Genomic DNA, 18,870 nt, shown 5'->3' with positions numbered 1-18,870 from the left:
CTCAATCGTCAAACTTCTTCACCGCTGCGATACCTCCAACCAGCGCTGCGGAATCGTAAAACCTCATTGCCCAGGGCATCCATTTCCGGCAATCCGTCAGCCGCTTGCCAGCCAGCCGGCTTAAAAATCCAGTTTTGACACGATACGTCGCCATCTTTATTTTTCGTCCGCCACCAGCGCCGCGCCCGCGGCATCTTTTCAGCAATATGTTGCAGAAACTTGGTTTTGCCCATTTCTCGCTCGCCGTTTTGCCTGCACCACTCTTTGTAAACCAACCAAAGATCGTCAGTAATGCAACAACAAAATGGCAGGTCTTTGATACCACCGCCAGCCCACTCCGAATAAAACGTCTGCCAAGCATATCGGCCATAGGAAATGACGTTTTGTTTCGCCGCAGTCATCGGCGGCGGCGTGTTTGGATCGAATCTTACAGGCTCTTCCAGTTTGATTACTTTGTATCCTTTTTCGTTTTCTGCTTCCTGTTGCCCGTAAGTCAGATAAAAATTCCAACACAGCAGGAAACTGTAAAACAGGCGGACGCCATCATTTCCGATACAGTCTAAAACTTCATCGCGCAATTTTTTGTCCAACTTTTTCTCAGGCCATACAACGAAATAACGGCGGTCGTTTTCCTCAATTTTGAAAGGCTGAGATTCATTACTCAAAAACACACAATTCATATGGTTTGCTTCTTCATAGGCATCCTGAAATTTCCGCTCGACGCGCATCGTCTTGCCGGTAATCATGTGCTTTTGGCTGCCTGTTTTATTGTATTTTTGCTGATTCGTATAAACCTCTTCAAAAATACCAAACATTTTGCCTGAGCGGTTTGCCGTATAGTTACTTTCCAAGTCTTCTTGACCGTATGTTGCGCCGTATTCTCCGTACATTGGTTTGACGATTTCCTCGAAGAAAAACGATTTACCCGCGCCATGAATATGACCGTGCATGACAACAGCGGTCGTCATCTTTGCGCCCACGTTTTGCAACGGATACGCCAGCCAATTCAACAAATATTCGACCTGTTGGTAGTCTCCATTGCACAAATGGTTAATCAAATTCAGAATCGGCTTGATTTCAGGGAATAATCTATACAATTCGTAGTTTGTTTTGGGCATATCCTCTTTAGGAATCGGGAATTTCGGCTCAATCGGCATGCCTCGAAAGATATTAATATAGTCATCAGACAACACTCGACCAGGCTCAAAGACCAATCTATCAAACCGTTTTACAATGCGGCTCGGGCTGTTGACCCAAATTTTGAAACCATCAGGCGTCATCGATAGACGAGCCGCCTTTTCAGGGACAACGCGCCATAATTTGTTGTCCCAAATCGATGCCGAGCCATCAAGATAAATAAACCGCTCCATCATTCCCTGCGTATCATCATCCTTTACCGCCTGAATCAAAGCATAGTCTTTTTTCAGCCGATTAATTTCATACATGGTCAGCACCGGCGCACGACCCCACTCATACCAAGCATCGACAACATCTTTACCGAAATGAACAGTCATTGCCTTTCGGGTATATGTAACCCCTGTTTTTCTGTTCACGCCGTGGTCTTTACCTTCAACCAGCCCAAATTCTGATTTCAGTTTTTGCAATTTGGCCAAATATTCGTCATCCATATCCCCCGCACCCCCTTGATTGCCTGTTACTTCAGGAGATTCGGGCAACTGTTCGGACTCAGGCTCCGCTTCCTGAATGGGTGCGGGAAAGTTTTCAGACGGCCTTTCTGCTTCCGGCACATATTCAACCAACCAATCCGCCGCGCCCATTTTGCTCAAAACTTCGGACGGATTGACGATGCGACCGCCATCTGCAATGGCATCCGCAATATCGAAACCATGGGGCCATCTACCCGGAGCAGGAATATTGACCAGCCAAACGCGGCAATTCTGCCTTGTCAGCACCTCAGCAATACCCAACATCGCTTTCATTCCGCCTTGCTCATTGCGTGGCAGGAATGGTTTAGACTCAGGGTCAACACCTTCTTGCCACTCTTTTTTTGTCAGCTTTTGGCGTAGCGAATCGCAATCCGGCCACAAGACGACATCACGATCAACGACCGCCGACCAATCCGACTTATCCCAATTATTACAACCGCCATGCCACGTCAGGACGGCATAGTTATAACCCTGAGCATCTGCCGCGTTTTTACATTTCTCGCCCTCAACAACCAAAACCGGTAATGATGGGTCAGCAGCCAAAGAATCAAGACCGTACAATGGGCGAGGATTATCCCAACAACGCCAACGCCACATCTTTTCGCCCGTTTTCTTATGCTCACAAAACGTATAGGGCAGATCGATTTTTCCGCCGTCTGATTTTTTAAATCGGGCAACGCCCCCCAAAACCGCGCCGGAGCTATCCCGGAAAACAGATTTAAAAATAAGGTCATCTGATTTTCTAAATCCATTTCTAAAGGTCATGGATTTCAACGCATATTCCGGCACAGGAACGATGGGCCTCCACAAATCGCGCTCTTCTTCTTTTACCGGAGCAGGAGGAGGCAACGGTTTCGGAGCCTTATCTACCAAATCCCCATGCGCCAAACCAAGCAAGGACGCAACCTTGTCCTTAGCCTCATTAAAACTGTATCCGCAAACATCCATCAGCAAATCAAACGGACTGCCGCCATCTGGCTTGCACTGGTTACAAATCCAAACACCGCTACCGCGACTTGAGCCGCTGCCATCGGTAAACCTGAATCGGTCAGTGCCGCCACATGACGGGCATGGATGATGATTTTTGTCCAAAATCTCAGAAGGAACCCCGCAAGCCTCTAAAACCTCACGCCACCGGCCATGAGCAGCGGCATTGATTTCAGCTTTTGTTGCATATTTTTTATTCATTTTCAGTCATCCTTTACGTTTTTTAGGCGTAAAAAAGGCCTGCCCCCCCCCTTGAGAGGGCAGGCTAAATTACCAATCGCGTGTTAATCGGTAACGGGAGTAACAGGTTAAACAGACAATTCAGGCCAAATCTCTTGCCAGTCATCCGGGCGGAGGTCTTTGCGGGTAACCTCTCCATCGGTGGCGGCCTCAATCGCAGCACAACGGACTGGCGGAACGGGGCGGCGGCCTGAAGCCCAACTACTCACATCTGGCGCATGAGCATCGATTTTTTCGGCCAGCGCTACCAGCGAACCACGCCCGCCGCGCTTTAGGTATTCATTTAAATTCATTTTTATCTCCAACGTTTTTTATAGTTTAGCGAAACGCTAAATAAAAAGCAAGCGTTTCGCGTATAGTATAAATTTAGCAAATTGCTAAAATACAACATCAGAAAGGGAAAATTTATGAAAACTATCGAAGAAACCTACCGCCAACGCCTGCAAATGCTAATTGACGAATACGGCGGACAAGGCAAATTGAGCGAAGCCATCAACAAATCAGCCTCTCAAATTAGCCAATGGCTGAATGCCTCCCCTGATTCTCGAACCGGCAAGCCGCGCTCGCTCAAGTCTGAAACAGCGCGCGAGATAGAAATTGCCACCGGCAAACCGCGCGCATGGTTTGATCAGCCGTTGGATAGCGTAATGATGTTAGGTGATGGCTATATTGTGCCGGAAGGATATATTAAATTCAGTGTGTTAAATGTTAAGGCCACAATGGGTGTAGGAACATTAGACGATACACCGGTTGAGATTGTCGATTTTGTGGCCGTAGCTGAATCATGGGCAAAAACACATTTTGGCGGCGCAATATCACGCATCCACATCATTACTGGCACAGGCGATTCGATGAGTGGCACAATAGAGTCCGATGAAATCCTATTTGTAGATACCGGGATTGATTATTTTGATGGAGATGGGCTTTATGTTATCCATACTCCAGCGGGCAGAAGAGCCAAACGCCTGCAAATGACCTCAACCGGGGTTTTGCTGATAATAAGCGATAACCCCAAATACCGCGATGAAGAAGTTCGCCCGGAAGATGCGGATAATATTCATATTATTGGGAAAATAAAGGGGAGCTGGGGTTTTAAACAATTTCGATAACGCCATTTCTCTCAATAAAGGCTACCTGAAATTTCAGGTAGCCTCTTTTTTATACTTTTTTTTTGCAAAACGCTAAAAAATATTATCTTGTAAATCAAAACGCTATAAAATAATACGCGTTACGCTATTGCTTATATGTTAGCGTTACGCTAATATTGATTCCATCAAAACGAAACACCAAGGAATCAAAAAATGAAAACGAAAAGCACCCTGCAAATACTGAATGCCGAATTAAACACCTGCAAAGCAAACGCCCCGCGCGAAAAAGTAATGGTGGCCGGCGGCTGGTTTATCAAAGAAACAGCCGAACAGACCAGAAAAGACCTGAAAGAGTTTAAGGCGTTTGTGAAAGAAAAATTTAGGCAGCAGGCTTCCGACTTGGTCGTCTATTTCGGCCACTCAAGACAAAAGGCAGAAGCCGCCGCATTGGAAACGGCAAGAAGCCGCATCAAATGCTGGAAAGAAGCACAGGCATAAGACACCCCGCCCCCGAAAGGGGCGGCAGCCGGAACGAAACGGCTACCCGCAAAAACAGGCGGCCAGTTTTTCGACGCGCGTCAGCTTCGGCAAATCCGCCGAATCGACATTTAGTTTGATATAGGCCGCCAGTTGTGCGGGATTGTGCAGACAGGCAGGCGGATGGGAATCGGCAGGGCTCAGGCGAGCAGCCGCCGCCTCCAGTTCCTCATCGGTCAGGGTGGAAAAATTATTCAGCAGGTTGCCGTATTCGGTCATCGAAACCTTGGCGGCGGCGGCCTTTTCGCCGGGCGTATAAACCAACTGCCAAGCCGTAAGAAACGATACCGAAAAGCCCAGCAGCAGGGGCGGAAGCAGCGAAGACACCACCGCCATTGCCGACAGCAGCAGCAGAAACGCGATCAGCTTGTCAATCCGCGAATACCAACGGTAGGCGAGGCGGTGCAAGAAAAAGGAATAAGCCACGATATCGGCCAATTCCTGCCGGCGGGTTACTACGGTATCAAATTCAGACATTGGAAATCCTTATTTTCCCTTCCCTCCGCCGGGCGGCTGAACGCTTACCGGGGTAGGCCTGGACGGCACGCTGGCACGGCTGGAATCGGCAGGCTGGTTGTGAGTAGTGCCGCTTGGCGGACGGGATGATTGGTTAGACATATTTCACCTCTTTGTGGTGGGGTTGATTGGTACTCGTATCTTACCACGACGCAAGCGTGCGTTAAACGCCAAGCCGTTGCAAGGACGGCAAAAATTTGAAACCCCTGCCATGCGGCAGGCCGACAGTAAAGGAAAACACCCATGAAAACCTACCCGGTCATGCTGCCGTGCCACGGAGGCGAAGACGTCGAAATCGCCTCCATCGCCGAAACAGAAGATGGACGGTGCACCATTCTCCGAAACCACATTCAAACCGACAACAAGGCGGACGCGCTGGAAATCATCCGCCAAAGCTGGCCGCAAGCCTATATCGGCGAATCGGTACGCGCACTCGACTAAAGGGGCGGGGAAATGGCAAAGATTTTTAACTAGCTCCTGTTTTCAACATCCCTACTCATCATTGCCGCATACGGCGGATGCGAGGCACAACCCGCGAACACCGCGCCGCAGGCATGGAATGCCGAACAAACACAACAGGAAGTGGAAGATCGCATCGCATGCCCGAAATTTTGAAACCCGCCTACTGGCGGAAATATCCCTAAGTAACCAAAAGGAAACCTGAAATGGAAACCAAAGAAAAGAAATTCGTTGCCGCATCTAAACAAATCCCAACCGTAAACGGCGGATGGTTAGACCGAGAACTCGGCGAGGCAATGTCCGAAGCCGTCCGCGCCTGCCTTGCTCACGGCAAGCAAGCCGAAGTGACGGTGAAACTGAAAATCACGCCGCAGAACATCAGCCACGGCACAGTAAAAATTGCTCACGACGTGACAACCAAACTGCCAAAAGAAAAACGCGAAGGCGGCATCGTATTCGCGACACCTGACGGCAACATTCAAGCCGACGATCCGGCGCAAGGCACCCTGAAACTGAAATCCGTCGAAGATCCAGCTTCATCGCTGAAAATGGTCAAAACCTCTTAACAATCAGCAAATCTAGAACCCGCGGAATAACCCGCATCAACATTAAAGGAATCCAAAAATGGAAACTCAAGAAAACATGATTCAAACCGCAATGAAAGCCGCTCAGAAGCCTTTTATTATCACCGCTCCAAATGGCATGCCTATCATCGCCAATCCTTGCGGTAATGATACTGATTGGGCCTATGCAAAAGACGAAACCCTGCTTGATAAGCCCTTACATAAAACAGGCAACCCAGAATTTCACGACGCAAAAAGCCTCATCAAGTTTGTCACAAAACACAAACAGGAAGGTACACAGATTTTTATCGATGCCGACTACAAAGCAGGAAAAATCAACATCATCGCAATCATTAACGGTCACACAGCTACGCAAGCAGACTGGAGCGATTTTGTTGCATTTTTCCGTCCGGTTCAGACGACATCGGCAGAAAACTGGCTCAAAAACAATGTCCATAAAATGAATCAAGCGGAATTTGCCCATTTCCTGACCAACAATGCCCGCAACATCGTTTCTAAAAATCCGGCCAAACCGGAGGCAGTGTATCCAACAGCCGCCGAAGTTTTAGATTTCGCGCTGAATCTTGAATACACCGAAACGACAACATTCAAACAAGGCTACCGCGAACAAGATGGCCGTATCAATTTTACTTTCACAAGCAAAGATGATGCTGCCACTGAGAAAAATCTCAAGATGTTCGAGCGTTTTGGCATCAGCTTCACACCATACCAAGGCGGCGAGCCATATTTTGTCGAAGCATTATTGAAATTCCGCATCGAAAAGAATACCGGCGCATTGTGTTTATGGTACGAACTGCAACAAATTGACGTAGTCATCGAACAGGCGGCAAAAGACATTGCCGAAGAAATTCAAAAATCCCTCGCCGATGTAGATATCTACTTCGGACGACCCGACTAAACAAACAAAAGGCCGTCTGAATTTCAGACGGCCACATAAAGGGTAAAAAATGAAAATCCGCTACATCTTAATTGCCATATTAATAGCAACAGCAGGCTACATGACCGGCAAAGCGACAGCCAAAGAAACAATTACCGTCAACATCGAATGCCCACAGGAAGGCTGCGGTTTTATCGATTTTGATAAGAATCCCGAACTAATCGGAGGCGGTCTCGTTCTCGAACCAACAGACCCGAAATAACCATGCCGGCAATATTAGTCTTAGTCCTAATCATCGTACAAATAGCCGTCGAACGCATCACCGGAATCCGATTCCGCAAATGGATAGACGGCACACCACGGAAATAAAACCATGGCAACCAACAAACGACCACGGAAAAAATATTGCAAAAAACGTCTGTACTTAATTGATACCGCCCGGCAATCAAGTGTAAACCCGATACAACTTGTAGCACACGCAACAAGCAACAGGCCACTATCGGAAGAAACAATCAATGCCGTATTAACCGGATACACAAATTTTCTTGATCTAGTCAAATCCGGGAAAGCAACAGGTCAAAATTTCTTCCAAATGTGCGAATGCCATTACTTGTATGTTGCCCTACTGGAAGTGATGAAACGCGCCAAAGTCAATTTCGATAATTCTGACGACCATATGCAATTTAAACTTCGCCTGTCTATCCTACTCGACATCGCGATCGACAGCACAACAGACGTTTTAGAGGGGATCGCAACGCGCGAAAAGAAAACCAACAAATTTATTTTGACTGGAGATGAGATCAAACACATTGAGCAGTCAATATCAGATTTCAAATGGCTCCTCAAAATTGCAAGCTGGCAGCATTACATTGCCGCACTGAAAGAATCAGAGCCAATTCTAAACCAAGAAGCACACCGTCAACGCAAAAGGAAAAGACTGGAGGCCACACAATGAAATATTTCGCACTTTTGTTAATTTGTTTTTCAGCAGGATTAATCGCCTGCTCAATCATCTACTACATAAAAATGCAAACAACCAAAAACAATGACGACTGGCACGGCGGACACTGGCCGCACTAACAAGGAGAAAGACATGAGCCGCCAACATCCAAATATCGCCGTAAAACGAAGCCCAAAAAACACATGGCTGGTCATCGAATACACAGGGACGTCTTATGACCATAAGCGTTGGTCAAATGGCTCACACTTTAAGCGTAAATCAAAAAAAATTGCTGAATACAAGACTTTCGAGGAAGCGGCAAATAATGCCGAATTACTAAGGACAAACAAAAACAAAGGAAATTAAAAATGGCAAATATAGACTTATCCCAATGGACTGAGAGTGTACCAGTGCAAATCGCAGTAAACCAAGAACAAGGATTCGTGGATATTATTATCGGGCAAGATGATATTTTTATGAGCATCGACCACGCTAATGATTTGTACAAAAAATTAAAAGAATACTTTGGAGAAACAAAATGATTGAAATCAGAGACAAGAACATCATTGCATACAACGCAAGCGAAAGTCTGCTGGAAAGCATAATAAAAGATGTTTCAACAGGATTAGTGATTGGGTTCTGCTTATATATTAGCCATTGGGCAGATTCGATATTTTGGACTTTTATCACTGGTTTGATTTTTTTATTTTATCTCTTGAGCAAACTCAACAGACTAATAAAAGGCCGTGTGACAAAGTTTAAAACATGGTCAGAGTTGAAAAAATGGGTAGATGAGCAGGCCGAACTTGAAACCCATTCATCCGATATGCCTAAAACGTCCGAGCCGTTGAGAGGACGGCATCAACATTAAAGGAAACCAAAATGATCAGCAACTTCGGCGCAACCGACGCGCAAGTTACAACCTTTTTGGCGGCATACGAACAAGCCAACATCCGCGCCGCCGCCCACGCCGCAGGAATAGACATTATCCAAGCGACGATGATTGCCCGGCACAGCGGCGTGTTACGCATCACGGAAGCGGCCATCGTCAACAGCAAGGCTGGGGAGACCGGCCGTGTAGGCGAAGAAATCTTCCAAGACATATTCCCCGATGCCGTCAACGCCAACCTAGCCATACGTAAAAATATGCCGCGCTACGACTTCCTGCTTAACGGCGCGAAAATCGACATCAAAACCACCGCCTTGAGCGAAAGCGGGCGCGGCCAGCAGCGGAAAATCAGGTTGCGTTGCGACAACAAATTGGAAACCGACATCTTCGTCATCTTTGCAAAAGCCGACCAAACCGCAGATATTAAAGATAAAAACGCGTACCGACATGTATTCATCATCCCCAGCCTCGCCCTCATCAACCACAGGAAGATCGAGATTTTAGAAGACGTGCTGCACGGCAGCGGCAAAGCATGGAGCGAATACCTCTACCCGATAGAAAAACTCAAAGAAAAAATCGAGATGCTGACCGCCTATCCCGAGCTTCTCTCCATACCCGACGAGCTGAAAGAAACCGTCAAAGCCAACGACAAACTCAAAAGCACCATTTGCAAAAACAGAAGCCGGAGGAACAAATGACCTGCAAAAGCGTAACCGAACAATTAAGGGAAAGCCTCTTCGACACCCTCGAAAAACTCAAAGACGGAAAAATCGACGCAAATACCGCCCAAGCCGTCAGCAAAATCAGCAGCAACATCCTCAACACCGTAGCACTGGAGATGCGGGCGGCGGAAAGCTTCGGCACTGACAGCGTGTACAGCATCAACGGCCACACGGCAGAACAGCGGCGCGAACTGGAAGGCGGCGTCCGTCACCGCCTCAAATAAGCAAAGGAACCAAAATGCAAACAGTAGCAACAAGGCCGACGGCAAAACAAATAAGGACCGAGAAAATGTCAAAAATGCCAACAGAAACTAGATTAATGCTGATACACGGCAACACTCATATTCCACTGGAAACCGTAGCAAAAGAATATTTGAACCTCAGCCCTGAAGTAGCACGCCGGAAAGCAAATGCGCAAAGCTTGCCATGGCCGGTAATTTCAGCAGATGGCAACAAGAAAAGCCCCAAGTTTGTAAGTGTGTCAGCCCTTGCTGAATGGCTAGACCAAATCGAAAGCAAGGCAAAAGACGAATGGGCAAGAGTACGAAATTAAAATGCCAATCAATTCACCAACCAATTTAAAGGATTAAAAAATGAAGATTGCAAAACCAGAAGAGAAAGACTTACAGGCCGTATGGAATTTAATAAATATATTAAATACGGTAAGCTACGAACTCAACCCATTAAAGCCAATTAATGATGACGGAGACTTTGAGTTTTTGGAAGATGACGATAAAGCCAAGGTACTAGATAAAATTGTCGAATTACATGAAAGCTGCGACATACAATGGCTAATGACTGTACTCGAAACCCTACTTTCCCCAGATAATAAGATTATTGACCAAGAAGCAGACACATTAGAATTTCATCCGGAATTTAAAGCAGCAGTATTAAACCAAAACAAGTAATATATGCCTAATAAAGGCCGTCTGAATTTCAGACGGCCTTTCCTTTCAGGCGAAAAAAGAGCGATCAGGCTGCTCAGCCCTAATAATCCCATCAGCCTCTTGCAGAGCATCCATCATCTCTAGCACCGGAGGCCTTGCCCGAAGATTAGTATATCGCCTCATACTCTCCCAATCTCCATGGAGCGTGAACTGCTGCATCACCGGAATCGACAAACCCTTCTCAGCCAATCTTGTTGCCCCCTCATGACGCAAATCATGAAACCGCAGATCATCAATCTTCAGCTCACGACACGCACGCTGCCACAAAGAGCCGACACTCCTGCCCTTATAACCACCAAGCAACAAATCGCCATTCTGCACATTCATTTGCCGCGCAATCTCAGGAGAGCGCATCAAATTAATCACAGCCATTGCCTCATCCGATACCATAAAAGCCTTATCGTTACCCTTGCTCCCTCTTGGATTTTTCAAATCTCGCACAAGCCAAAGACGGTTTGTCTCATCAAAATCAGACCAGCGCAATCGGGCAATCTCATCAAGACGGCGGCAGGAATAAATCGCAAACCACATAATCAAGTGCATCGGCAGACGTTTCGGATTTACAACCACGCGCCGCCACGCCCTCAAGAAATACACCGTTAATTTCAAAAGCTCATCGTTATCAGGCAAACGATCACGCCGGCGTGCCTTACCAATGACACGCGCCCTGCGCAAACCCTCCATCGCAACATCAAGCTCAGCCCATGATACATCAAGCCCCCAAACGAAATGCGCGTGCTTAATGATCGAGCGCATATACTGCAAATCGCCGTTGATCGTAGAGGCAACCACCGGCTTGATACCAAGCTCAGGGCAACCCTTCTGCCGGGCAAAGGCAAAAGCAGAGTAATCAGCACGCGTTAACCTATCCAGCCGCTTATTGGCTATATCAAAATTTAAAATAAAATTGATAACCCCAAGCTTCGTCTCACTGTAATTCGTCCGAACTTCATCAACATACCTCTTTGCAGCCTCCCTGAGCGTAGGGCATAATTCACGCTTGCCATCGTTAAAAAGTAGGTCCGGATTTGTCTCAATCTCAAATTCACGACGCTTTGCCCACTCAGTCGCAAGAGATTTTTTGGAAAAAGTCCGGCTTTCGGAATACGGAGGATAGCCCTCCCTTTTCACACGCACCTGCGCCCTGTAAACAACAGCCCCCGACGGATTGGTTCTTTTGGTTATAGTAGCCATTTTTGCACCATGCGGAATAAATATTTAATGGTGCAACTATGGTACAACAAAAGAACAGATAAAGCACAAAATAAGCGGATAAAAACAGATAAAATACAAAAGAGAATTTTATAAAAATTATTACAAAACAGATAAATGACTAATTTAAAAGAAAATACTAGATTAATACTAGCCCCCATGCAGGGGCTGGTGGACGATGTGATGCGCGACCTGTTGACGCGTATTGGCGGATTTGACGAATGCGTCAGCGAATTTGTCCGCATTACACACACGGTCCACTCACGCGCCACTTGGCTTAAATATGTTCCCGAAATCGCCCATGCCAACCACACGCCGGCCGGCACGCCCTGTACTGTCCAACTTTTGGGCAGCGATGCAGAAAACATGGCCGTCAATGCTTTGGAAGCCGTGCGTTTCGGTGCGGACAAAATCGACCTCAACTTCGGCTGCCCCGCGCCGACGGTCAACAAACACAAAGGCGGTGCGGTCTTGCTCAAAGAGCCGGACTTGATTTACCACATCGTTCACACTCTGCGCCAGCGCCTTCCGCAACACATTCCGCTGACTGCCAAGATGCGGCTCGGTTATGAAGACAAAAGTCTGGCATTGGAATGCGCTTCTGCGATTGAAAACGGCGGCGCATGCGCGTTAACCGTCCATGCGCGCACCAAAGTCGAAGGCTACGAACCGCCGGCACATTGGGAATGGGTGCGCAAAATCCGCTATGCAGTCAGTATTCCCGTTACTGCCAACGGCGATGTGTTCAGCCTTCAAGACTATCTAGACATTAAAAGCGTCAGCGGCTGCGACAGCGTGATGCTCGGGCGCGGCGCGGTGATCCGTCCCGACTTAGCGCGGCAAATCAAGCAATATGAAAACGTCGAAACAGTCAAAGATACCGACTTTGCCGAAGTCGCCTCATGGATAGTCCAATTCTTCGACTTGTGCCTTGCTAAAGAAGCCAACAACAAATATCCGGTTGCCCGTTTGAAACAATGGCTGGGCATGATGAAAAAAGAGTTTGAACAGGCGCAGGTATTGTTCGACCGCATCCGCGCCGTCAAAGAAGCGGATGAAGTGAAACAGATTCTGCTGTCGTTTGAACAAGAGATGCATTCATGATTCAAAAAGGCCGTCTGAATTTCAGACGGCCTTTGATTTCATCACCTACATACATAATCAGCCAACAGCCTGCCTTTTTCCGCACTGGCTGCATTAGCCATATTCACCTGTCTGGTCTCAGGGCCATTCTTAGATTTCAGGGCTTCACCATATTTTCTGGCAAACTCTTTATTGGCACTGGTCACTCTTGACTCAGTGGAATCCAATATAAACCCGTCTTGCTCATATTTGCCTTGCGCAGTAATAATCAAGATATTTTCAGGTGAAGGATAATCCGGAAAATTAACATAGTTGGTAACCAGCTTGTAGGAAACGCCTTTGCCGTGTTTCATATCCTGACAGATGCCGTTAGGCGCGGTAAAGACTGCATGGCCGATACGGCCGTGGCCGAAATCGTAAAAATCGATTCTCTTCGCAGAAGCCAATTGTTTTTTATCGTTGCCGTCATTGATATTTAATGACTTGCCGTTTACCAGAAACAGGGTTGGCAACAAGGGGCTGCCATGAGAGGCTTCCAAATTATATGCTTCGCCCAACAGCTTGCCCTGACGATACACAGTCAAGACAGGCTTTTTCAGACCATTTTCCGGATTACCGGTTTTCTTAAAAGAAATCTTCTGAACCACATTGCCAAATTCATAATAAGGGCGCGACTGCACGCCTGTTTTCGTATCCTGCAGGGCGCTCCAGCTGCCGTCCGTCGTTTGGGCGCACGCAGTCAGAGCAACAAACAGAATACCCGATAGTAAAACTTTAGAATGTTTCATTCATAAACTCCTTCTCAAGTAAACAAAAGAACGGATGTGTGCCTTTACTGCCTAATTTTGTTTCTTTATTAAAATTTTAGAACCATTGCACTAAATTAGCAAGAGATTAAAGAACAGGCCGTCTGAACATTCAGACGGCCTTGATTAAGCTCAAATTTTAAGAAGCCAAAACGCGGTGGAACAAAATCTCATTTTCCAAATGGATATGGTCTTTCAAATCATCCACCATCTCTTTGGCCAAAGTGTACAAACGGGTCCAGCTGCCGCAAGCGCCTTCGGGAAGCTCAAAATTATTGGTCAATTCTTCCAGACGCGCGATGGCTTGGTCGTGTTCTTCATGCTCGTGCATCATCACGCTGATGGGCATTGCCGCGCCACGACCCACGCCCTGATTAATCATTGGGAACAACATGCGTTCCTCTTTCATCATGTGCATCAACAGCTCGTTTTGCATATAGGCCAACAAATCGGCTACTTCGGCAGGGAAAGTATCGGCATGAACCTGCGCCACTTTTTGCGCCAGCGGAACCAACTCTTCAAACTGGGCGCGGTGGACATTGTGGTAACGTTGCAGGATATAGTCAATCGTAGAATTGAAAGGTGCAGTTTTCCAAAGGGTAAAGTCGGTCATGGCTGTGTTCCTTTAAAGATTGATATTGGATGAATGTTAGACATAAGGATACACGCTGTAAACGGCTTTGTATAGTTTTTTAATTGCTTAATTAATTGATAATAAAAGTTATTTTCAAAATTAAAATACCAAACAGGCCGTCTGAAACATAAAGTCAAAGTTTCAGACGGCCTGCCCTTTTCTTAAATAATCCAACGATATAACGCAATCATTACCGGCATGGTTACCACACAAAGCAAGGTCGTCAGCCCATAAATCGCGCTGGCTTTTTGGGCATTTTTGCCGTAAACAACCGCCATTTGGGTAACTGTCGCGGCGGCAGGCGACGTCGTTGCCAAAAAGCTGATTAAAACAACCGTATCCGTATACGCATCATGATGGGCAAAACCGCAGGCTTTGACGGCAAAAAGCAATATTATCGGAATCAAAATCAGCCTTAAAAAAGCAACGAGATAAAGCCTCGGCGTCCACATAATCGAGCGTAGCGGCAAGGAAGCCAAAAGCATACCCGCCACCAACATGGCAACCGGGCCAATCATTCCGCCCACTGTCGCCAAAGTATTATCGATAATGTGCGGCAGCTTGATTTGAAAGGTAAACATCAGCAGCCCGACCAGCATGGATAAGATGTTGATATTGGTAAAAATGGTTTTCCAAGCCACATTACCTCGGCCGCAAATCAACAGGCGCAGATGCGTCCAAAACAAAAACGTCTGCACCATGATAAAACCGCTGGTATAAATCACCCATTCCGCACCAAAGACCGACATTACCAAAGGGATAATCAGGTTGCCCGAATTACTGTACACCGTCGCCGCGTGTTCAAGCGCATCGAGTTTGAACAAGTGTTTAAACAACCTGCCCAAAACAATCAATACCACATGGAAAAACACCGCCAGCATGACGGAAAGCTTCAACCCTTCGATAATCTGCGGCGTATTGTCCATCTGAAAAGCGTGAATCATGACGGACGGGCTGATCAGGTAAAGCGCGATAACGGAGAGCGTGTAGCTGTTTTCCGATTTCAACAGCCCTGCCTTCACCAAGGCCACGCCCATCAAAACAATCAGCGTCAGCTCGGTAATTTTTCCGGCAAGCAGGAAAGAGGTTTCCATAATAAAAAAAGCGGCAAAAACGTTGATTTTACGCTTCTACCGCTTGGCATGCCAAATTCAGACGGCCTGAAGCCTTTTTCCAACAACCCGACATAATTTGCCCTACCGCAAAGCAAATCAATATAAATCTGTCCGTATATCCGCTATAATCAGCCATTTTCTTCAAACAGGAAACATCATGTCCCCCAGCCGTTTCAATCAAACGGGCCCCAAAATCGGCCTGAGCGTACGCCTTGCAGAAACCCAAGCTGAAATCGAAGCCGCCCAAAGATTGCGCTATCAAGTTTTTGCCCAAGAATTGGGTGCGGAAATCGAAAGCGATGACGGCCGAGATGTCGATCCTTATGATGAACATTGCCACCACCTGCTCGCCTTCGACGATGCAACCGGCGAGGTAATCGGCTGCTACCGCCTGATTACCGAGGAAACCGCAAAAAAAGTCGGCGGCTGGTACAGCGAGCATGAATTCGACCTTGAGCCTTTAAAAGACATCTTGCCACAAACCGTCGAACTCGGCCGCGCCTGCACCCACCCGGACTACCGCAACGGCGGCTTGGTCATGCTGTTGTGGACCGGTTTGGTCAAATTCATGAAAGACGAAAACCTGCGCTTTATGATTGGTTGCGGCAGTATCGAAATGCGCGACGGCGGCAACGATGCGGCCGGCCTGTATCATGCTTTAAAAGACAAATACCTCGCACCGGAACAATGGCGTGTCAAACCGCTCAATCCGCTCAAATGGGACAGCATCACGCCGTCTGAAAATCCGCCTGTACCTGCCCTGATCAAAGGCTATCTCAAAGCAGGCGCGTGGTTCTGCGGCGAGCCTTGCGTCGATGAAGCGTTCAACTGCGCGGATGTGCTGATCATGATGGACATCAACCACCTTTCCGACCGCTACTTGCAGCGTTTTGCCCCTAAAACCGATTCATAATAAAAGGCCGTCTGAAACTTCAGACGGCCTGCCTAATCTTTATAAAAACACACACAATGACCGCCAAAATCCGTTTTATCTTCCGTCTTCTCTGCATTGCCGGCTGCCTTTTGTACGGCATGGCCGAAATGTTTTTTCTATTTCCCTTTTACAGCAGCAAACGCAAACTGCGCGCGATTCAATTATGGTCGCTGCGCGTGCTCGCTTCCTGCGGTATGAAACTGCAAACTTTCGGCACGCCGCCGCAAGAAGGCCGCGGTCAAATGCTTATCAGCAACCATATTTCATGGTTGGACATTATGGCGGTCAACGGCGCTTTCCCCGGCCGTTTCGTGGCTAAAGACGATGTAGCCAAATGGCCTGTGGTCGGTTATCTCGCCACGCAGGCGCAAACGGTTTACGTCTCGCGCAACCGCGGCATCAAAGGCAATTCTGCCAAAATCGCCGGCGTAACCGAAGCACTGAAAAACGGCGATACCGTCACCATTTTCCCCGAAGGCACCAGTACCGAAGGCCGTGAAATCCTGCCGTTCAAACCCAGCTTTTTTCAGACGGCCTATGATGCAGGCGTACCGATTATTCCGGCACTCTGCCGCTATCCGAATCCGGACGGCAGCAGCCCCAATCCACACACTGCCTACTACGGCGACATCAGCCTCTGGCAATCTATCTGCATGGTCATCAGCCAGCCTTCCAGTACAGTCGAGTTGCATTTCCTCGATCCGATTGAAGCAGGGGAAGACCGCTACGCTACCGCGCTTCAAGTACACGCCCTGTTGAGCGAAAAGCAAGAACAGTTGGGCTGATCAAACAAAAGGCCGTCTGAATGTTCAGACGGCCTTTTCCATTATCTTATGTATTAAGATGAATATTGCACCGAATCGCTACCGCTTTTCTTTTGAATAAATTCAATTTTGTAGCCGTCCGGATCTTCAACAAACGCAATCACAGTCGTGCCGTGTTTCATCGGACCGGCTTCGCGTACCACTTTACCGCCCATTTCTTTGACACGTTCGCACGCGGCGTAAGCATCATCGACTTCAATCGCGATGTGGCCGTAAGCATTGCCCAAGTCGTAAGACTCGGTATCCCAGTTGTGGGTCAGTTCCAAAACAGTATGGTCCGCCTCATCGCCATAACCGACAAAAGCCAAAGTAAAACGGCCTTCAGGATAATCGCGGCGGCGCAGCAGTTGCATGTTCAATACGTTTTGATAAAAATCCAAAGAGCGTTCGAGATTGCCGACACGCAGCATAGTATGAAGCAAGCGCATGATTTTGTTCCTTTCTGAATTATGTTTGGTCATGGATTATAACACATAGGGCACCATCCTCTTCAGCCTCAAAATACCGACACTGAAACTGCATAAAAATGAAACACACACCCTGCCGTCATTTGAATTTCATGTATTAACAAGCACACCGACTGACTAAATTGCTATAATCGCCACAATTACAACACAACACTTCAAACCGTCATGAAAACCTTTGTTCTTCCAGATACCCGCCCTTATCCGCAGAGCCCTATCAAAAACTACCTTCTGCTCAATGCCTATCAGCTGGCGCACAATTCCTCCTCCGCATCACGCAAGCTTTCAGCTGGCCAACTACAAACCGAAATCCGCACCATGCTCAGCCAAAACCATTACATCAACCTTTCATTGGCAATGACCATGGCACCCGATGTCGGCACTTACACCAGCCTGATTCAAAGCGTGGGCGAAGTCCTGAAGGCAGAAAACGATAACGAAGCCCAATGGTTTGCCCTGCCTGTCGTTTTGGTCTCCGGTTGCAAAAAAGAACAAACCCTGCCGCTCACGCTGCCGACCGAAGCCCTTTTTGCCTGCCTGCAAAACTACCCCAACCTGCGCGCCCTCACGCAAAACACGCAATGGCTGCCTTACCTCGTCCAATCTACCGACTTGAGCAGCGTTACCCCAGGCGAGTGGTTCCAAGCCAAGCAAAGCGATGAAGCGGCAGGCGCATTCCTGCAAAAATTCGAATACAAACCATTGACGCTGCCCGAAGGTCAATCCGTCCATGTTGTTTACGCGCTGGGCTACGGCAACAAAGACATTCAGACGGCTTTGGGACTCAACCTGCAACAGGCAGGTCTGCCATTGATGCAGGTTTGGCAAGAACATCTCGCCCTTGACGGCGTTACCCTCTTTACCAACCCGCTCTCGCCCAATACACCGCTTGACGCGCTTACCGAAGGCAGCCACACCCGCCAACGCATGGCCATGGACGTTTTTGCCACCAACGCCATCCGCGCCATCCGTATGCAAAGCCCGCGCGTCGGCGTTGTTGCCGCAGCGAAAGCGGACGGTAAGCTCCAGTTCAGCTTCAACGCGACAGACAGCGCGTTTGAAATCGTTCCGCAGACCTTCACTTGGGAGCTGGCTTCAACCGACAATATCGCCATCGTTCAGCAAAACTTCCTCGACCTGATGGCCGAATGCCGAATCGAGCACCTCTACCTGCTGCACAACCCATTGGGCGAAAACGAGAACATCCCTACTTATGCCCAAGCGTTGAAACTGGAAGGTCATAATCCTTTCTTCAGCAATGTAAACTAAATTGAAAATGCAACACGCCAAGGCCGTCTGAAAACGGTTTAGCGTGTTGCATTGATTTTCAAACCTTACCGCTCAT

Annotated in this window: 27 protein-coding genes; 18 read left to right on the top strand and 9 right to left on the bottom strand. The window is 47.7% G+C overall.

Annotation, left to right across the window (positions count from 1 at the left end; all coding sequences use genetic code 11):
• Positions 1–8: 8 nt before the first annotated feature.
• Both O3682_RS03190 and O3682_RS03185 read right to left on the bottom strand, forming a co-directional pair.
• Entirely contained in the window at positions 9–2,855 is a 2,847-nt protein-coding gene (locus O3682_RS03190; protein WP_371508371.1) for a DUF5906 domain-containing protein, read from the bottom strand.
• A 107-nt stretch (positions 2,856–2,962) separates the two neighbouring features.
• Complete coding sequence (locus O3682_RS03185; protein WP_371508370.1) at positions 2,963–3,187, bottom strand: transcriptional regulator; 225 nt, start codon at positions 3,185–3,187, stop codon at positions 2,963–2,965.
• Between the two features lie 114 nt (positions 3,188–3,301).
• Here O3682_RS03185 and O3682_RS03180 point away from each other — a divergent pair, with 114 nt between their 5' ends.
• Together O3682_RS03180 and O3682_RS03175 are read left to right on the top strand one after the other, a co-directional pair.
• Positions 3,302–4,003 carry a LexA family transcriptional regulator gene (locus O3682_RS03180; RefSeq protein WP_223168787.1) on the top strand — a complete coding sequence of 234 codons (702 nt, stop codon included), beginning with the start codon at positions 3,302–3,304 and terminating at the stop codon, positions 4,001–4,003.
• A 192-nt stretch (positions 4,004–4,195) separates the two neighbouring features.
• Entirely contained in the window at positions 4,196–4,480 is a 285-nt protein-coding gene (locus O3682_RS03175) for a hypothetical protein (RefSeq protein WP_371508369.1), read from the top strand.
• Positions 4,481–4,522: 42 nt separating this feature from the next.
• On the opposite strand, the gene O3682_RS03170 is transcribed toward O3682_RS03175, so the two are convergent.
• Positions 4,523–4,996, bottom strand: a complete 474-nt coding sequence (locus O3682_RS03170; protein ID WP_049351527.1) for a hypothetical protein — start codon at positions 4,994–4,996, stop codon at positions 4,523–4,525.
• A gap of 9 nt (positions 4,997–5,005) precedes the next feature.
• Positions 5,006–5,137, bottom strand: coding sequence for a hypothetical protein (locus O3682_RS03165; RefSeq protein WP_273620645.1), 132 nt, complete (start codon positions 5,135–5,137; stop codon positions 5,006–5,008).
• 141 nt (positions 5,138–5,278) lie between these two features.
• Here O3682_RS03165 and O3682_RS03160 point away from each other — a divergent pair, with 141 nt between their 5' ends.
• The 12 genes from O3682_RS03160 to O3682_RS03105 all read left to right on the top strand — a co-directional run bounded on the left by O3682_RS03160 (position 5,279) and on the right by O3682_RS03105 (position 10,414).
• The gene (locus O3682_RS03160; protein WP_049351526.1) at positions 5,279–5,476 is read left to right on the top strand and encodes a hypothetical protein; all 198 of its coding nucleotides are present in this window, start codon (positions 5,279–5,281) and stop codon (positions 5,474–5,476) included.
• A 224-nt stretch (positions 5,477–5,700) separates the two neighbouring features.
• A complete protein-coding gene (locus O3682_RS03155) occupies positions 5,701–6,060 on the top strand; it encodes a YfdP family phage-associated protein (RefSeq protein ID WP_371508366.1) in 360 nt (119 codons plus the stop codon).
• 58 nt (positions 6,061–6,118) lie between these two features.
• A complete protein-coding gene (locus O3682_RS03150) occupies positions 6,119–6,976 on the top strand; it encodes a DUF2303 family protein (protein WP_371508364.1) in 858 nt (285 codons plus the stop codon).
• A gap of 49 nt (positions 6,977–7,025) precedes the next feature.
• Positions 7,026–7,217 (top strand): hypothetical protein, encoded by a 192-nt coding sequence (locus O3682_RS03145; protein ID WP_070649557.1) that lies wholly within the window; start codon positions 7,026–7,028, stop codon positions 7,215–7,217.
• 111 nt (positions 7,218–7,328) lie between these two features.
• Complete coding sequence (locus O3682_RS03140) at positions 7,329–7,910, top strand: hypothetical protein (RefSeq protein ID WP_371508362.1); 582 nt, start codon at positions 7,329–7,331, stop codon at positions 7,908–7,910.
• A 138-nt stretch (positions 7,911–8,048) separates the two neighbouring features.
• On the top strand, positions 8,049–8,261 hold the full coding sequence (locus O3682_RS03135; RefSeq protein ID WP_371508360.1) for a hypothetical protein: 213 nt from the start codon (positions 8,049–8,051) through the stop codon (positions 8,259–8,261).
• Positions 8,262–8,263: 2 nt separating this feature from the next.
• The gene (locus O3682_RS03130) at positions 8,264–8,437 is read left to right on the top strand and encodes a hypothetical protein (RefSeq protein WP_371508358.1); all 174 of its coding nucleotides are present in this window, start codon (positions 8,264–8,266) and stop codon (positions 8,435–8,437) included.
• On the top strand, positions 8,434–8,766 hold the full coding sequence (locus O3682_RS03125; RefSeq protein WP_371508356.1) for a hypothetical protein: 333 nt from the start codon (positions 8,434–8,436) through the stop codon (positions 8,764–8,766). Before O3682_RS03130 ends, O3682_RS03125 begins: the two co-directional genes overlap by 4 nt.
• An 11-nt stretch (positions 8,767–8,777) precedes the next feature.
• Positions 8,778–9,482 (top strand): hypothetical protein, encoded by a 705-nt coding sequence (locus tag O3682_RS03120; RefSeq protein ID WP_371508354.1) that lies wholly within the window; start codon positions 8,778–8,780, stop codon positions 9,480–9,482.
• Positions 9,479–9,730 (top strand): flagellar protein required for flagellar formation, encoded by a 252-nt coding sequence (locus O3682_RS03115; protein ID WP_371508352.1) that lies wholly within the window; start codon positions 9,479–9,481, stop codon positions 9,728–9,730. Before O3682_RS03120 ends, O3682_RS03115 begins: the two co-directional genes overlap by 4 nt.
• A gap of 14 nt (positions 9,731–9,744) precedes the next feature.
• On the top strand, positions 9,745–10,059 hold the full coding sequence (locus O3682_RS03110; protein ID WP_371508350.1) for a pyocin activator PrtN family protein: 315 nt from the start codon (positions 9,745–9,747) through the stop codon (positions 10,057–10,059).
• 40 nt (positions 10,060–10,099) lie between these two features.
• Positions 10,100–10,414 carry a hypothetical protein gene (locus O3682_RS03105; RefSeq protein ID WP_371508348.1) on the top strand — a complete coding sequence of 105 codons (315 nt, stop codon included), beginning with the start codon at positions 10,100–10,102 and terminating at the stop codon, positions 10,412–10,414.
• 45 nt (positions 10,415–10,459) lie between these two features.
• Here O3682_RS03105 and O3682_RS03100 read toward each other — a convergent pair whose 3' ends face one another.
• Positions 10,460–11,647 carry a site-specific integrase gene (locus O3682_RS03100; RefSeq protein WP_371508346.1) on the bottom strand — a complete coding sequence of 396 codons (1,188 nt, stop codon included), beginning with the start codon at positions 11,645–11,647 and terminating at the stop codon, positions 10,460–10,462.
• A gap of 135 nt (positions 11,648–11,782) precedes the next feature.
• Between O3682_RS03100 and O3682_RS03095 the strand changes: the two genes are divergently transcribed.
• Positions 11,783–12,769: a tRNA dihydrouridine synthase gene (locus O3682_RS03095; RefSeq protein WP_371508345.1), complete on the top strand. Its 987-nt coding sequence runs from the start codon at positions 11,783–11,785 to the stop codon at positions 12,767–12,769.
• A gap of 41 nt (positions 12,770–12,810) precedes the next feature.
• Here O3682_RS03095 and O3682_RS03090 read toward each other — a convergent pair whose 3' ends face one another.
• The 3 genes from O3682_RS03090 to O3682_RS03080 form a co-directional block, all read right to left on the bottom strand.
• On the bottom strand, positions 12,811–13,536 hold the full coding sequence (locus O3682_RS03090; protein WP_371508343.1) for a DUF8095 domain-containing protein: 726 nt from the start codon (positions 13,534–13,536) through the stop codon (positions 12,811–12,813).
• Between the two features lie 157 nt (positions 13,537–13,693).
• A complete protein-coding gene (gene dnrN / locus O3682_RS03085) occupies positions 13,694–14,167 on the bottom strand; it encodes an iron-sulfur cluster repair protein DnrN (protein ID WP_371508341.1) in 474 nt (157 codons plus the stop codon).
• A 182-nt stretch (positions 14,168–14,349) separates the two neighbouring features.
• Positions 14,350–15,282: an AEC family transporter gene (locus O3682_RS03080; protein ID WP_371508339.1), complete on the bottom strand. Its 933-nt coding sequence runs from the start codon at positions 15,280–15,282 to the stop codon at positions 14,350–14,352.
• A gap of 178 nt (positions 15,283–15,460) precedes the next feature.
• Here O3682_RS03080 and O3682_RS03075 point away from each other — a divergent pair, with 178 nt between their 5' ends.
• Both O3682_RS03075 and O3682_RS03070 read left to right on the top strand, forming a co-directional pair.
• A complete protein-coding gene (locus O3682_RS03075) occupies positions 15,461–16,216 on the top strand; it encodes a GNAT family N-acetyltransferase (RefSeq protein WP_070625413.1) in 756 nt (251 codons plus the stop codon).
• A gap of 56 nt (positions 16,217–16,272) precedes the next feature.
• Positions 16,273–17,022 carry a lysophospholipid acyltransferase family protein gene (locus tag O3682_RS03070; RefSeq protein WP_371508338.1) on the top strand — a complete coding sequence of 250 codons (750 nt, stop codon included), beginning with the start codon at positions 16,273–16,275 and terminating at the stop codon, positions 17,020–17,022.
• 53 nt (positions 17,023–17,075) lie between these two features.
• Here O3682_RS03070 and gloA read toward each other — a convergent pair whose 3' ends face one another.
• Positions 17,076–17,489, bottom strand: coding sequence for a lactoylglutathione lyase (gene gloA, locus O3682_RS03065; protein WP_295848185.1), 414 nt, complete (start codon positions 17,487–17,489; stop codon positions 17,076–17,078).
• 204 nt (positions 17,490–17,693) lie between these two features.
• Between gloA and O3682_RS03060 the strand changes: the two genes are divergently transcribed.
• Positions 17,694–18,794: a conjugal transfer protein gene (locus tag O3682_RS03060; protein WP_371508337.1), complete on the top strand. Its 1,101-nt coding sequence runs from the start codon at positions 17,694–17,696 to the stop codon at positions 18,792–18,794.
• Positions 18,795–18,870 lie beyond the last annotated feature (76 nt).

The organism is Neisseria sp. 27098_8_112 (assembly GCF_041433235.1).
Lineage (GTDB): Bacteria > Pseudomonadota > Gammaproteobacteria > Burkholderiales > Neisseriaceae > Neisseria.
The sequence above is the reverse complement of the archived record's forward strand: the minus strand, read 5'-3'. Positions and strand labels throughout refer to the sequence as shown.

What these genes read in the sequence shown, in the direction of transcription:
- O3682_RS03155 (WP_371508366.1), top strand. Translation starts at nt 5,701, where the DNA reads ATGGAAACCAAAGAAAAGAAATTCGTTGCCGCATCTAAACAAATCCCA.
- O3682_RS03110 (WP_371508350.1), top strand. Translation starts at nt 9,745, where the DNA reads ATGCAAACAGTAGCAACAAGGCCGACGGCAAAACAAATAAGGACCGAG.
- O3682_RS03125 (WP_371508356.1), top strand. Translation starts at nt 8,434, where the DNA reads ATGATTGAAATCAGAGACAAGAACATCATTGCATACAACGCAAGCGAA.
- O3682_RS03060 (WP_371508337.1), top strand. Translation starts at nt 17,694, where the DNA reads ATGAAAACCTTTGTTCTTCCAGATACCCGCCCTTATCCGCAGAGCCCT.
- O3682_RS03080 (WP_371508339.1), bottom strand. Translation starts at nt 15,282, where the DNA reads ATGGAAACCTCTTTCCTGCTTGCCGGAAAAATTACCGAGCTGACGCTG.
- dnrN (WP_371508341.1), bottom strand. Translation starts at nt 14,167, where the DNA reads ATGACCGACTTTACCCTTTGGAAAACTGCACCTTTCAATTCTACGATT.
- O3682_RS03180 (WP_223168787.1), top strand. Translation starts at nt 3,302, where the DNA reads ATGAAAACTATCGAAGAAACCTACCGCCAACGCCTGCAAATGCTAATT.
- O3682_RS03190 (WP_371508371.1), bottom strand. Translation starts at nt 2,855, where the DNA reads ATGAATAAAAAATATGCAACAAAAGCTGAAATCAATGCCGCTGCTCAT.
- O3682_RS03075 (WP_070625413.1), top strand. Translation starts at nt 15,461, where the DNA reads ATGTCCCCCAGCCGTTTCAATCAAACGGGCCCCAAAATCGGCCTGAGC.
- O3682_RS03160 (WP_049351526.1), top strand. Translation starts at nt 5,279, where the DNA reads ATGAAAACCTACCCGGTCATGCTGCCGTGCCACGGAGGCGAAGACGTC.
- O3682_RS03135 (WP_371508360.1), top strand. Translation starts at nt 8,049, where the DNA reads ATGAGCCGCCAACATCCAAATATCGCCGTAAAACGAAGCCCAAAAAAC.
- O3682_RS03140 (WP_371508362.1), top strand. Translation starts at nt 7,329, where the DNA reads ATGGCAACCAACAAACGACCACGGAAAAAATATTGCAAAAAACGTCTG.
- gloA (WP_295848185.1), bottom strand. Translation starts at nt 17,489, where the DNA reads ATGCGCTTGCTTCATACTATGCTGCGTGTCGGCAATCTCGAACGCTCT.
- O3682_RS03105 (WP_371508348.1), top strand. Translation starts at nt 10,100, where the DNA reads ATGAAGATTGCAAAACCAGAAGAGAAAGACTTACAGGCCGTATGGAAT.
- O3682_RS03120 (WP_371508354.1), top strand. Translation starts at nt 8,778, where the DNA reads ATGATCAGCAACTTCGGCGCAACCGACGCGCAAGTTACAACCTTTTTG.
- O3682_RS03100 (WP_371508346.1), bottom strand. Translation starts at nt 11,647, where the DNA reads ATGGCTACTATAACCAAAAGAACCAATCCGTCGGGGGCTGTTGTTTAC.
- O3682_RS03170 (WP_049351527.1), bottom strand. Translation starts at nt 4,996, where the DNA reads ATGTCTGAATTTGATACCGTAGTAACCCGCCGGCAGGAATTGGCCGAT.
- O3682_RS03165 (WP_273620645.1), bottom strand. Translation starts at nt 5,137, where the DNA reads ATGTCTAACCAATCATCCCGTCCGCCAAGCGGCACTACTCACAACCAG.
- O3682_RS03095 (WP_371508345.1), top strand. Translation starts at nt 11,783, where the DNA reads ATGACTAATTTAAAAGAAAATACTAGATTAATACTAGCCCCCATGCAG.
- O3682_RS03070 (WP_371508338.1), top strand. Translation starts at nt 16,273, where the DNA reads ATGACCGCCAAAATCCGTTTTATCTTCCGTCTTCTCTGCATTGCCGGC.
- O3682_RS03150 (WP_371508364.1), top strand. Translation starts at nt 6,119, where the DNA reads ATGGAAACTCAAGAAAACATGATTCAAACCGCAATGAAAGCCGCTCAG.
- O3682_RS03175 (WP_371508369.1), top strand. Translation starts at nt 4,196, where the DNA reads ATGAAAACGAAAAGCACCCTGCAAATACTGAATGCCGAATTAAACACC.
- O3682_RS03115 (WP_371508352.1), top strand. Translation starts at nt 9,479, where the DNA reads ATGACCTGCAAAAGCGTAACCGAACAATTAAGGGAAAGCCTCTTCGAC.
- O3682_RS03185 (WP_371508370.1), bottom strand. Translation starts at nt 3,187, where the DNA reads ATGAATTTAAATGAATACCTAAAGCGCGGCGGGCGTGGTTCGCTGGTA.
- O3682_RS03130 (WP_371508358.1), top strand. Translation starts at nt 8,264, where the DNA reads ATGGCAAATATAGACTTATCCCAATGGACTGAGAGTGTACCAGTGCAA.
- O3682_RS03090 (WP_371508343.1), bottom strand. Translation starts at nt 13,536, where the DNA reads ATGAAACATTCTAAAGTTTTACTATCGGGTATTCTGTTTGTTGCTCTG.
- O3682_RS03145 (WP_070649557.1), top strand. Translation starts at nt 7,026, where the DNA reads ATGAAAATCCGCTACATCTTAATTGCCATATTAATAGCAACAGCAGGC.